The sequence below is a fragment of the Paenibacillus sp. RC84 genome (genome assembly GCF_041260495.1).
Lineage (GTDB): Bacteria > Bacillota > Bacilli > Paenibacillales > NBRC-103111 > Paenibacillus_F.
In genome coordinates this window covers 539,048-551,994 of record NZ_JBGBYL010000003.1, presented here as the reverse complement: position 1 = coordinate 551,994, position 12,947 = coordinate 539,048, and the positions used below count along the sequence as shown (strand labels likewise).

The following is a 12,947-nucleotide window of genomic DNA, read 5'->3' as shown; positions in this document are numbered from 1 at the left end:
AGTGTTTATTGCATTACGGTTGTGCGGCAGCGGCAAGCGGATAATCCGTCTGTTCCCGCATCTCCGGAGCGCAGCAAAGGCGCCCGGATGATAAACATCCAAGCGCCTCTTCTGTGTATCCCGTTCGCAAGCCTCTGCTGCTTTAAGCGTAATACTCTTCGCGCAGACGGCGCACATCTTCGTTTTCCAGATATTCATCGTAAGGCATCATCCGGTCAATCACGCCTTTAGGCGTAATTTCGATAATGCGGTTGGCAATCGTCTGAATGAACTGATGGTCATGGGACACGAACAGCATCGTGCCGTCAAAGTCGATCAGCCCGTTATTGAGAGCCGTAATGGATTCGAGATCCAAGTGGTTCGTCGGCTCGTCGAGAATAAGAACGTTGGCGCTTGCGAGCATCATTTTGGACAGCATGCAGCGCACTTTCTCGCCCCCGGACAGAACGCTCGCTTTCTTAAGCGCTTCTTCACCGGAGAAAAGCATCCGGCCCAGGAAGCCGCGGATAAACGATTCGTCCTGATCTTTGGAATATTGACGCAGCCAGTCGACGAGGTTCATATCCACACCCTCGAAGTACTGCGAGTTGTCTTTCGGGAAATAAGCCTGGGTTGTGGTGACGCCCCATGTGTAGGTGCCTTCATCCGCTTCCGTTTCGCCCATCAAAATCTGGAACAGGGTCGTTTTCGCATGTCCGTCGGGACCTACGAAAGCGATTTTGTCGCCTTTGTTCACGGTGATGGAAATATTATCGAGAATTTTCTGGCCCTCAACGGATTTGCTGACACTGTCAATCGCCAGAAGCTGCTTGCCCGCTTCCCGCTCCGGTTTGAAATTGATGAACGGATATTTGCGGTTGGACGGCTTGATGTCGTCCAGAGTAAGCTTCTCGAGCTGTTTCTTACGCGATGTCGCCTGCTTCGACTTGGAGGCGTTGGCGCTGAATCTCGCGATAAACGTTTCGAGTTCTTTACGCTTCTCTTCGGTTTTCTTGTTCTGCTCTCTGGCAAGCTTCAAAGCCAGTTGGCTGGATTCGTACCAGAAGTCGTAGTTGCCGACGTACATCTGAATTTTGCTGAAGTCGATGTCCGCGATATGCGTACAAACCTGGTTCAGGAAGTGACGGTCATGGGATACCACGATGACGGTGCCTTCGAATCTGGCCAGGAAGTTCTCCAGCCATTGGATCGATTCGAGATTCAAATGGTTGGTAGGCTCATCGAGCAGCAGAATATTCGGGCTGCCGAACAAGGCCTGCGCAAGAAGGACCCGGACTTTCTCGTTGCCGTCCAGATCTTTCATCTTCTGGTCGTGAAGCTCTTTCGGAATGCCGAGGCCGATCAGAAGCTCGGCCGCGTCGGACTCCGCCTGCCAGCCGTCAAGCTCGGCGAATTCGCCTTCAAGTTCGCCGGCACGGATACCGTCTTCTTCGGAGAAGTCCGATTTCGCGTAGAGAGCGTCTTTCTCTTCCATAATCTGAAAGAGGCGCGCATGGCCCATCATGACCGTTTTCAGAACATCGGTTTCATCGAATTCGTAGTGGTTCTGCTTCAGAACCGCCATACGCTCGCCCGGAGCGATATGAACGTCCCCTTTGTTGGGCTCGATTTCGCCGGACAAAATTTTCAGAAACGTGGATTTTCCCGCTCCGTTAGCGCCAATCAGGCCATAGCAGTTGCCGGGAGTAAATTTAATATTAACGTCTTCGAAAAGAGCGCGTTTGCCGTATCGAAGCGTTACATCCGTTACAGTGATCATAAGTGCGGTTAACCTGCCTTTTTGTAGAATCACGGCTTCTTCCAAGCCAATTCCTTTTAGTATACCATAAAAAAGGGCTCCCCGCTCGTAATTGCGGGAATGAGCTTACTTGCCGCGTTCGATTTCCTCCACGAGCTCCGAGAGGACGGTCCAGCGTTCCATCGCCTGCTCCAGCTCTTCACCGGCGGCGATCTCCTCGGCGTACAGCTCCTGTACGCGGCCGTAGTCGCTTCCGGCCTTCGCGATATCGCTCTTGATCCGCTCCAGCTTCTCTTCGAGCGCCGCGATGCGGTCTTCGATCGTATCCCATTCCTTCTGCTCGTTGAAGGAGAGTTTTTTCTTCTTCGCGCGTTCCCCGCCGGAGACCGCTCCGGTTGTGCCCGTGGATGGAGCCGATGATGCGGAGGCCTGGGTCCGGGCTTTTTCTTTGGCGTCGGGCTTAAGCTCGGAAGCTTCACGCTGCTGTTTGAGCTCCAGGTATTCGGAATACGTTCCGATATACGGTTCGATCTCTCCCTCGCCCGTAAACGAGAACAGATGGTCGGCGGTCCGGTCCAAGAAATAACGGTCATGGGATACCGTGATGACGGCCCCCGGAAACTGCTCCAGATAATCTTCCAGAATGGACAAGGTCTGAATATCCAGATCGTTCGTCGGCTCGTCGAGCAGCAGGACATTCGGCTCTCCCATCAGTGTACGCAGCAGATAGAGCCGGCGTTTCTCGCCCCCGGAAAGTTTCCCGATCGGCGTCCACTGGAGATTCGGCGGGAACAGGAATCTTTCCAGCATCTGCGCCGCCGTGATGCTCTCTCCGTCCTTCGTTCGGATGACCTCGGCCGCCTCCCGGACATACTCGATGACACGCTGCTTGTCATCCATCTCCACACTTTCTTGTGTGTAGTAGGCAAGCTTGACGGTGCTCCCCCGCTCGATTTCGCCGCTGTCCGGGCTAAGGCGTCCGGCAAGCATATTCAGCAGCGTCGATTTGCCGCTTCCGTTGCGGCCGATAATGCCGATCCGGTCGTCCGGCAGCACAATGTAGCTGAAATCATGGATGAGCTCACGGCCCTCGTAGCCTTTGCTCACCTGGTTGAGCTCGATGACTTTGCGGCCGAGGCGGCTGCCTGCCAGAGCCATATCGAGCTTTGCCGCAGGCCCGTCGACCTTGCGGTCGCGCAGCTCCTCCGCCCGTTCGACGCGGGCTTTCTGCTTCGTCGTGCGGGCTTTCGCGCCGCGGTGCAGCCAGGCAAGCTCTCTACGGAGCAGGTTGCGCCGCTTGTCTTCGCTGGAGGCTTCACGCTCCATGCGCTCGGCCTTTTTCTCCAGAAACGTCGTGTAATTGCCTTCATAGCTGTATATGCTGCCGCGATCGAGCTCCAGGATGCGGCTGGTCACGCGCTCCAGAAAATAGCGGTCGTGCGTGACGAGCAGCAGAGCGCCTTTCCATTTGCTTAGAAACTGCTCCAGCCAGTCCACCGTCTCGTTGTCGATGTGGTTGGTAGGCTCGTCGAGAATAAGCAGGTCGGCGGGCTGGATCAGTACGCGGGCCATCGCGACACGCTTCCGCTGGCCGCCGGACAGTTCGCCGACGGGCTTGCCGAATTCCGTGATGCCGAGCTTCGTCAGGACTGTCTTGGCCGTTGTGCCGGCCTCCCAAGCGTCCAGCTCGTCCATTCTCCCCTGCACCCGCATCAGCTTTTGCTGCGCTGCCTCGTCTTCGGGGCTGCTATCAAGAGCCGCGAGCGCCTGCTCGTAGTCGCGGAGCACTTTCATAAGCGGCGTTTCTCCATAGAAAACCTGCTCCAGAACCGTTGAACGTTCATCAAACTCCGGCTGTTGAGGCAAGTATTCCACTCTGAAATGATTGGAATGAACGATCGATCCGGAGTCCGGCGTTTCCAAACCGGCCAAAATTCTCAGCAGAGAAGACTTGCCGGTGCCGTTGACACCGATCAGACCGATCCGCTGTTTTTCCGAGATGGTAAACGATATGTCGTCGAAGAGAACTTTCTCTCCGTAAGTTTTTACTAGATGTTCGGCATGAATAATACTCATGAGTTCCTCCGTCCTTAAGCGCCGCGCCAAATGAATCCGGCTGCCCTCATGCCCGCCGTCGGGCGTAGGGATGAGACCAGCCGGATGTAGAATCGATTTCTTCGGATTTAAACCGGGCTGACCGGATTTTCCGGCTGTTCGGGGTCGCTCGCTGCCGCGGCCGGGTGCAGAATATATTGCAGCAGCAGAGAGGCCGTTCCCGCGATGGCGTCCACATGCGTGCGTTCCATGCCGTGGGAGGCATGAACGCCGGGGCCGATCAGCGCCGCACGGATGTTGCTGCCTCCGCGGAGCGCCGCCGAAGCGTCCGAACCATACTGCGGGTACACATCCACCACGTGGCGGATCCCGGAATGTTCCGCGAGGCGGATAAGCTGAGAGGTCATCGCGTAGTCGTAAGGGCCGCTGGAATCTTTTGCACAAATGGAGACGTCCTGCTCGGTGCAGGTCAGATCGTCCCCCATGGCTCCCATGTCGACGGCAAGGAGCTCATCAATGTCGGCCGGGATGTAGGAAGCCCCGTGGCCGACTTCCTCGTAAGTGGTCAATATGATTTTAACGGTACAGGCCGGTTCGATCAGCTCGTTCTTCAGAAGATCCATAAGAGCGAACAGCGCGGCCACGCTCGCTTTATCGTCGAGATGACGGGACTTGACATACCCGTTCTCCAGCATGCGGACCCGCGGCTCGAATGACACGAAATCCCCGACACGAATTCCCAGCTTCTGTACCTCTTCCTTGTTAAAAGCCAGTTCGTCCAGGCGAACTTCCATGTTCTCCTCGAGGCGCTTGTGGTCTCTCGCATCTGGAAAAACGTGAACCGAAGGCTTAGTCGTTAAAATGGTGCCTTCATAGCTGAGTCCCTGGCGCGTATGAACGCGGCAGTACTCGTTTTCGATGGCAGCCATCATAAAACCGCCCACCGACGTGAGGCGCAGACGCCCGTTGTCCTTGATGGACCGCACCATCGCCCCGAGCGTATCCACATGAGCCGAGAGCCCGATCGTGTAATCGCTCCGTTTGCCCGGAATCGTAATGATGCCGCAGCCTTTATTCGTCAGTTCCAGCTTGTAGCCCAGCTTCTCGGCTTCCGCCTTCACTTTATCCATAATGTGGTGGGTGTATCCGCTCGGGCTTGGCGTTTGCAAAAGCATGTCCAGCACTTCCAGCAGATACGTTCTGTTTACTTGCTCCATAAACTCAACCTCTCCTTTTCCATCCCGGTACGAGTAGTGTCGCTCTGCAAACGAAACCGTTCAAAGGTAAAGCTCTCCGCCTGACCGGCGGCCGGTTTCCGTTTCTGAGCGCTATGTAAAGGCTTGCTTCTACTTAATACCCCGAAAATCCCTCTATCATCAACCCTAAATGTCGCACATCCGCCGGATTCTATCTGTCCGGACGGTTTTGCCGAAAAAATTAACCGGTGAACTTCCTTTTAAAGATCTCACTTATTTACAATCTTGCAAATTCCCATAAAAAAGACTGTAAATTCCGGAATTTTACGCCAATTTGGCATGCCTTCAAAAGCGTTCTCTTACTGGTGATACTACACTGTTTCCCCGTTGTTTTCAAACGATAAACCCGTTTCCGGAAAAACAATCCGGCCGCGGCTGGAAAACTTTGTCCCGTGAAATCTAGCAAATCGCATGCTAGGATTAAAAGGCTTCTTCCGGGAGAGAGTGCAGAGCAGCGCATCATGCAGGCTCCTCTTCTCAGACAGAAAGCAAAAAAAAACAAGGCCGAAGCTTCTCCGGAAGCACGGGGGAACCCATTTTTGGGGTGAAGCCATGATGCTCATGGCCGGGTGATTGCTCTTTGACCCGAATCCGTCAGCTAACCTCGCAGGCCGAAAAAAGGAGAGATTTTACTTTGAAATCTATCAAAAAAGCAACTCTCGTTGGTGTTTTTGCTCTTACGTCCGTTTTCGGAGCAGGCGCCGCATCCGCATCCGCCGAGCCGTGCAACGTTTCCGGCGGGGACACACTCGCGACCCTTTCGAACAAATACGGCATTGATCTCGCCTCTCTTCTTACATCGAATCCGCAGTTGAAAAATTCGAATTTCATTTGGAAAGGCATGCAGATCGTCGTACCGGCAGCGCCTCCCGCTGCGGAAAAACCGTCTGCCGAGGCACCGGCCGCGCCAACCGCGCCCGAAAAGAAACCGGAAGCCCAGAAACCTTCTGCACCACCGGCAAAACCGAGCAAGCCCGCTCCGGAAACTCAGGCACCCGTAAACACGCCGAAACCGACAACCAAGCCGTCCGCACCTGTCGCGACTCCGGCACCGAAACCGGCTGAAAAACCGGCCGCTTCCCAATCGGAATTCGCGGATCAGGTCGTAACGCTGGTGAACCAAGAACGTGCCAAAGCGGGATTAAAACCGCTCGCTTCCGACAGCGCGCTTGCCGCGATGGCATTGGACAAAGCGAAGGATATGTATACAAACAACTATTTCGATCACAACTCTCCGACGTACGGATCTCCATTTGATATGATGAAATCTTATGGCATCTCCTATACGTATGCAGGCGAAAACATCGCCAAAGGACAGCGCACTCCTCAAGATGTGATGAACTCGTGGATGAACAGCCAGGGTCACCGTGAAAACATTTTGAGCCCGAACTTTACGAAAATCGGAGTCGCTTACTATAACGGCGAATGGGTTCAAGAGTTTATCGCGAACTAATTCGATTTTGCAAATGCACGAATGCGAATATACAATTTAAGGCTATAATTTGATCCTACAATTCAATCTAATGCAGCTTTGAAAAGCGGCCCGTTCCTGACCCGGAACCGGCCGCTTTTTTTGCGAAAAAACTGGGGGCTAGGGGCCTAGTGCTCCGGGTAGAAGTAAGGAGTCATAATACAGAAGGCGTGGGGGAAACTAAGTGGGACGATTGCTGGACGATTTATTGAAGTAAGGCATCGGGTAATCCTTCGGCAACCTTAAGATAAGGGAATTCTACAGTAGAGCTTTATGCTGTTGTGATACTTCAGATGGCGTTGCAGTGGCATTGCGCTAGTCGGAAAGAGGCTTCCGGCGTTGAATGACATCGGTACGTAGGAATCCGCTCACCTAGAGATGATGGCAGCCATGACTTTCACATCGAGTGTTTTGCCGGCGGCTGCACCATAAAAAGAACCTGCCGCGAAAAACGGCAAGTTCTTACGAGTGTTACCTGATTTTTTTCGAATAGATTAGCTTTCAAAGTCTACGCAGGGAGCGACGCCGTCTTTGGCTTCGCCCATATAGGCGAGCACATCCTGGTGGACGGGGTGCACATTATAAGCTTTGAGATCTTCAAGCGAGTTAAACTTCGTAATCAAAGCCAAGTCATAAGAACGTTCGGAATGGATCACATCCGCGCCCACTTCGATATGCAGCAGTTCGGAAATTTTGCCTTCCATGTTCTGCAGCTTGGCTCTTGCTTGTTCGACGGACTCCGGGCTGCGGTCTTTAAGCTTGAAAAACACGACATGTGTAATCATTGGACATTCTCCTCTTTCCCGTTTCTTCAATAACCCGTCCCATTATACCATTATCGTTCCACGACAGGAACCGGTCAGCCGAATCGGAAGGTAAATTCGGTGTGAATGATCCGCACCACATCCCCGTCTTTCAAAGCGACCATTTGATAAGGAACGAGCATCCCGTCGTTTAGAAACGTACCGTTTCGCGAACCGAGGTCTTTGACCGCATAACCTTCAGGTGTCCGCAAAAATTGCGCGTGAATCCGCGAGATTCCGAGTACATCTTCGATATAGTCGGCATCTCCTACCCCTCGCCCGATAATAAAAGAATCCGCGTCGAGCAGAATCGTTTCCTTCCGGCCTTCCCGCATCACTTGGAGCACGGGATGGCGGAACTTCGCATGCGGCGGGGCTGACTCAGCGCCGAGATAAACGGTTTCATCCGCGTTGTTCACCGCTGATAGCGGCGGAGCCAGAAGCGTCGTACGTTCGCCCAGTCCGGCGTAGTACTGCTCGAGCGACACCGGCTCCTGTTCCGCCGCAGGCGGATACGGGCTGCTGCCGGAGGGTGCCGCTTCTTTCAACTGGCTGCTGCGTCGGCCCGGAAGGCCGATTGCCAGCAGTACGTAAGCGGCATCTAGCACCAGCAGCGTCGCTCCGCTGCTGATGTACAGCAGCGGGGGCCCGGGCGCGCTGAAATAAGCGTTCCAGATCATCCCGATGATCAGGAATGCGCCTCCCAGCGCGAGGATTTTGCCGCGGGACCCGGGAAGCGGTCCCGCGGAGGCAGCCGCTCCGGCGAGCGCGGCTTGCGGCTGCGGCGCGGCGTGAGGCGGCGGCGGGTGCCCTGCCGCCTGCATGCCGGAGCCGGTCTGCCGCCGGCTGAGCGGCACAGCCGCAGCAGGCTGCGGCGCGGTTTGCGCAACAACCGCAGCAGGTTGGGTTTGCGCCGCAGCGATTGGAGCTGCAGTTGGCGGTGAGGCGGTACGCGGAGCTGTCGTACGGAGAACAGTCTCTCCGGTGCCGGTGGGATTTACCTCAGCGCTCGCGGAAAAGCGGGTTCCGGCTCCGGAAGCGGCTGCGGATGAACCTACTGCAAAGGATGCCGGAGTCAAATCGGGACCCGCATCGGAAGCGGCCTTGTTCGGCGAGACCGGATGCGCATAGCTCAAAGCGGCAGAAGCAGAAGCCGTATGGTTTCCTTCGACAGGCACAGGATAATCGGAGCCGTCCGCAGTAATTTGTTGACGTCTTCGGATAAACTTCTCTGCTGCACCCCGCGGCTTGGGATCTGTAATGCTTTCACCCACAAGCTTATGAGGCGACCCAATCCTGTCTTGGGACATGTGTGCGCTCTCTCTTCGCAAAAGCCCCTCATCAACATCGTTACTCTCTCTGTGAAGCTGTAGCGGTTCCGTTACAGGAATATCTTGCGCTCGCTTCTGCAAAACAGAAAACGCATAAACGCTCCGCTCACAGAAACGTGCAGGGTCCTGCATTTCCGAGTCCGGTACGGTTGAAGTTCGAACAATCGAGTCCGACTCCACACCTCCTTTCCCGCTGTTTTCCTCAATACTTAGCCAGTTCCCACTTATTTCCAGATAGATTTGCCTTTTAAATTCTCGAACGGAGAAGTTTTCATGCTCACAGTACTTGGCAAGTCTCTCGAGACTTCCACGCTCTTTCGCTTTAAGCCGACTGCCCAAGTCTCGAACAAGCGCACTCCACATAACGGAGGCAGATCCAACCGGAATTTCCTTTATAGGGAGGCACAGCAGCGAGACGTCTGCCCAGCCACTTTCGATATATATGTAATTTTTATCCACAACAAACTGGGCCTCATTTAGCATAAAATTGCCGCTATCGCTTACACAAGCCGCCGCTTCGTGCAGTAGTTGAAGACATCCGGCGGGATCTGGACTGCGCTCTTTAAGGATAGCTGCCAGAGACCGTCTTGAAGCCAGGTTATAGAGCAGCCTGACATGACTATCGATCTCTTCCACTTTCAAAGGCAGTACCCGCGGAATAGGGTTTTCTGCAAGCATCTTAAGCTGCACGGGCATTAGGCGTTCAATGCTCAGCTCTTCTTCCATGCCCACTTCCAGCCATCTGCCTTGCGTCAATCGTATGCTTGCCCTCAATCCGAATATTTCCATAGCTTCATCCTTTCGCATCTCTGACGGGCTTCTGTTAAAAAGCGAGGCTTCCGTACCAGTAAGCAGCCAGAACCCCCGGCAGTACCGCATACATAAAAGGAAACCGCAGTTGATCACTTTGTTTCAAGCTTTTCCAGAACGACAAATCTTTAAGAAACAAACATAGGGCCAATCCGCCGAACAAGCGCCCGAGCCGTTTGACTCCTTCTTTTCTCGCAAGAAGCAAACACAAGCCGATCGCTCCCGCGAATAATAAAGAATAAAGCGCGCACGTAAAAACATAGACCCCGCCCGTTAAAGCTCCAATCGCCCCGAACAGCTTAACGTCCCCCGCACCGATCGCCCCTGCCGCATACAAAATAAAAAGCGCAATAAAACCGGTCGTGCAGCCCGCCAAAGAAAAAACAAGTCCGCTCCAGCCATTTGTAAGAAGATGGTACATCATTCCGGTACCGGCACCTGCGGCAGTCAAGACATTCGGAATAATCGATTTTCGTACATCGGTTACAAACGCGGCCAGAATAAGAAGAGAAAGCAGCAGCTCCTCCATAGTGATGTCTCCTTTTACGCGCCCAGCCAGACCCGCTCCAGCGCTTTCTTTTTCAAAACAAGCGTACGGTTGAAGAAAGGAACGGCAAGAGGGAAATCATAGGTAACTTCGAAACCGAGATAAGCCCGTTCCCGGTTCGTTAAACTGGGTAGTGTCACCCCGCCGATGCGGAACCGGTCCTTCTTCAGAATCCGTTTGTCCGCAAAACTGTACACAACCGGCTTCATGGCATCACGGAGTGCCGAACTTGCCGCTTCCTTTACCCCATCCGCACCGCTTTCACCCGCTTGGCGAACCCATGCCAAAAGTCCGACTACGGGATCCGGGATGTAGGCTTCAACCGAGTCGATAAATTCTCCCGCTTGCGCGGCTTGTTCTCTTAAGTTTTGAAGAGTATCGACTACATTCTGAGCCCCTGATGCGAGAGCCGTCTGGTCGAATGATTGTTCACCCTGTCTGTACAGTACCTCCGCCGGATAAAGCCCCGCGGCCAAAACCTTCGTAGATTCACTTACCGCAGACCGCAGCGCCATATCAGCTACCGCTATCTGGATGCATACGATAAGGGCGACGATAAAACCGACGAACATGGGCAGAATAAGCGCCGCTTCCAGCACCATTCCCCCTTGCTCGCTTTTTCTAAACATGCGCATACGCATCGCTCCCGTCCTGTTCGGTTCGCGTGTTATCTAATACGCCAAATCCGCACGACTGATAAAGCGGCACCTGTTTTCTCTTACTTCGCAGGAAGAAATGCCCGTCCCGTTCATCAGTTTCATTAATCCCGGCAAAAACCATAAGGATACGGAGGATTCAGCGGACCCCTGTATGTAAGTTACAGCGTGATCCAACGTCCGCTCTGTATTCAGTTCGATCAAGGATTGAAGGCGCGCCAACAGGTTCGTGTCAGAGCTGTGCAGGAGAAGAAAGATCCTCAAATAGTCTTTATAAGTGAAAGTAAACAAAGGGTTCGTCAGTTTGCTTGATATCGGAACTGCTTTTCCTTCGGTTAAGCTGTCCATATCCGCCAGAGCTTTGACGGCTGCCTCGGCAGCACTGGCCAGCAGTACCAGCAGCGGAGAACCTGCCTGAAGCAGTTCGTTTTTCGGATCCATCAATTCTTCCACCGTCCGGACTGCAAAACGGAAAGCAAACATTTCACCATAAGCCGATGACATGTTTTTGGCACAAGAATTGAATCCGTACAATAAATACTCGACTTCTTGGCCTGGAAGCTTATGGCCTGACGGCTCGGACAACGCGTGAAGCGGCTTTGGCTGCCCCGATCCGTCCAATTCCCGCCCGTAGGTTCTATAGTTAAACTGAGACAAGGCATACTCGTTTACGAAAAGCTCATTGCGGATACTTTCCCCCGTTTGGCCAAGCCGCTCCAGCAAACTCATGGCATGCTGAATTTCCGTGTCGGGCTTGCCCTCCAGATCGTACACCGGGCTGCCACCGGCATTCGAAGGATTCTCGTTTAGAGTCATGTATTTTCGGTATAACCCGTCTTCCCCTTTCCCCTCCAAAGTCTCGTAGAAAGTCGAAACCGGTCCAGCCGTCTGATCCGTGCCGCAGTCTCCCATCGCCTGCTTGGCCCGATCCAACACCGCTTGTATTTTCGAGCGCTGCTTTTCTTTTTCTTTACGGATCGTTTCGTTCTGCTCGGTTCGCTCCGTTTCAATGACAAGCTGTTTTTGGTAGGTTTCATCCATTTGGGCCTGGTAGGCATCGTTTGCGGCGTGTATCTTCTGAGCGTTGGCGTTCGTGAATAGATTAGTGCTTCCGATGCCGCTGCGAAAACCGCTGAACAATGCCGCACTTGAAGCGATTCCTGTCTGATAGGTACGGAAATCGTCTTCACTAAGAATTTTCAAGCTTTTGAACGCTTCGAAGGCTTTAAGTTCATTGCCCGTAGCGGATGATACGCGTTTTAGCTCCGTGTTTAACTCATCGTTTGCTTTCTTCGCTTCACCGAGCAGCTCTTGAACGGATTTTTGCAGATTTTGCACTTTCTCGTCGTCACTGACGATTTCAAGCTTGGTTGCCGCCAGAAGGGCGGTGTATTTCACAATATTTTCAAGCAGCGTCTTCAGATCGGAAAGCCTGCTTTGCAGTTCAGTCAACTGGTCCTGAAGCGAACGTATGCGGTCCATCATCCCTTGAAGGGCTGCGGCCGCTTCCGGTCCTGCTGCGGCAGCAGCTGCAAGGGAGCTGTTCAAACTTGAAATGGAGTCCGAGAGCGAGCGGATTTGTTCTTCCAAGGTTTTGATTTGCAACCTTACCCCGTCCGCGGTGTTTAAGCCGATCAGCTCCGAAAGGCGGTTCAGCTCGGTTATTCGTGCCCGATAATTATGGTGCCGGCCATTCAGCTCTTCCTTCAGCTTGACCGTTTCCGCCCATGCCCGATCGAGCGATTCTTCCCGTTTGGCAAGCAGTTTTTCGATTTTCTCCGCTTCTTTGGCGTATGCGGAGCCGTTTGCCAGCGTTTTGACCGCACCGGGTTTTTGAAGCTTATCCGTTATCTCCAGCACGAATTCGATCGGCGCGGTGTATTTCATATGTTCAAGGATTTGTTCTTTAAACACCGGATGATTGGCAAGCGTGTATAGCGAGGTCAGTGACGCGCGCCCCTCTTCCGGCTTTGTATCCAGCATTTTATAAAAACTACCGCTTGAACTCCCGGAAAGATTTTCTTTGTATATCGTGCTGAAAAGGGATTCCGAACTTTCCGGCTCTCCGGTAAGTCCGAACAGCCCGTATTTTTGAAGCTCCGTATCAAATGCCGAAAGAACGGAACGGACCGCGGCCCTTGCAGCCGTATCCGCTTCTCTTTCAGCGGCCTTTACCCGTGCAAAATCGATCAGAACCGCTTGCAGAAAAAAGATAGGGACGAGAATAATGATCAAATAAATGGAAACGGTACCCGTCTCGGAGTTATAGAAGCTTCTCAA

The 12,947-nt window shown here is 53.4% G+C and carries 9 protein-coding genes, 1 pseudogene and 1 riboswitch; of the genes and pseudogenes, 1 reads left to right on the top strand and 9 read right to left on the bottom strand.

Annotated features, from left to right (window positions below; translation table 11 throughout):
* Window positions 1-142: 142 nt before the first annotated feature.
* The 3 genes from ABH899_RS09875 to ABH899_RS09865 all read right to left on the bottom strand — a co-directional run bounded on the left by ABH899_RS09875 (window position 143) and on the right by ABH899_RS09865 (window position 5,010).
* Window positions 143-1,759, bottom strand: coding sequence for an ABC-F family ATP-binding cassette domain-containing protein (locus ABH899_RS09875; RefSeq protein ID WP_036740543.1), 1,617 nt, complete (start codon window positions 1,757-1,759; stop codon window positions 143-145).
* A gap of 105 nt (window positions 1,760-1,864) precedes the next feature.
* Window positions 1,865-3,814 (bottom strand): ABC-F family ATP-binding cassette domain-containing protein, encoded by a 1,950-nt coding sequence (locus ABH899_RS09870; RefSeq protein WP_369995847.1) that lies wholly within the window; start codon window positions 3,812-3,814, stop codon window positions 1,865-1,867.
* Between the two features lie 107 nt (window positions 3,815-3,921).
* The gene (locus ABH899_RS09865; RefSeq protein ID WP_369995845.1) at window positions 3,922-5,010 is read right to left on the bottom strand and encodes a M42 family metallopeptidase; all 1,089 of its coding nucleotides are present in this window, start codon (window positions 5,008-5,010) and stop codon (window positions 3,922-3,924) included.
* Between the two features lie 531 nt (window positions 5,011-5,541).
* A riboswitch (cyclic di-AMP (ydaO/yuaA leader) is annotated at window positions 5,542-5,677 on the top strand.
* Window positions 5,678-5,683: 6 nt separating this feature from the next.
* Here ABH899_RS09865 and ABH899_RS09860 point away from each other — a divergent pair.
* A complete protein-coding gene (locus ABH899_RS09860; RefSeq protein WP_369995844.1) occupies window positions 5,684-6,502 on the top strand; it encodes a CAP domain-containing protein in 819 nt (272 codons plus the stop codon).
* A 512-nt stretch (window positions 6,503-7,014) separates the two neighbouring features.
* On the opposite strand, the gene ABH899_RS09855 is transcribed toward ABH899_RS09860, so the two are convergent.
* The 6 genes and pseudogenes from ABH899_RS09855 to ABH899_RS09825 form a co-directional block, all read right to left on the bottom strand.
* Window positions 7,015-7,305, bottom strand: a complete 291-nt coding sequence (locus ABH899_RS09855; protein WP_009672411.1) for a Dabb family protein — start codon at window positions 7,303-7,305, stop codon at window positions 7,015-7,017.
* A gap of 74 nt (window positions 7,306-7,379) precedes the next feature.
* Window positions 7,380-8,633, bottom strand: a complete 1,254-nt coding sequence (locus ABH899_RS28590) for an FHA domain-containing protein (RefSeq protein WP_483312618.1) — start codon at window positions 8,631-8,633, stop codon at window positions 7,380-7,382.
* Between the two features lie 408 nt (window positions 8,634-9,041).
* Window positions 9,042-9,332, bottom strand: a pseudogene (locus ABH899_RS09840) (DUF6382 domain-containing protein); the annotation flags it as partial.
* A gap of 145 nt (window positions 9,333-9,477) precedes the next feature.
* Window positions 9,478-9,993, bottom strand: coding sequence for an A24 family peptidase (locus ABH899_RS09835; RefSeq protein WP_369995843.1), 516 nt, complete (start codon window positions 9,991-9,993; stop codon window positions 9,478-9,480).
* A gap of 14 nt (window positions 9,994-10,007) precedes the next feature.
* On the bottom strand, window positions 10,008-10,646 hold the full coding sequence (locus ABH899_RS09830) for a hypothetical protein (RefSeq protein ID WP_369995841.1): 639 nt from the start codon (window positions 10,644-10,646) through the stop codon (window positions 10,008-10,010).
* A 36-nt stretch (window positions 10,647-10,682) separates the two neighbouring features.
* On the bottom strand, window positions 10,683-12,947 hold the full coding sequence (locus ABH899_RS09825; protein ID WP_369995840.1) for a hypothetical protein: 2,265 nt from the start codon (window positions 12,945-12,947) through the stop codon (window positions 10,683-10,685).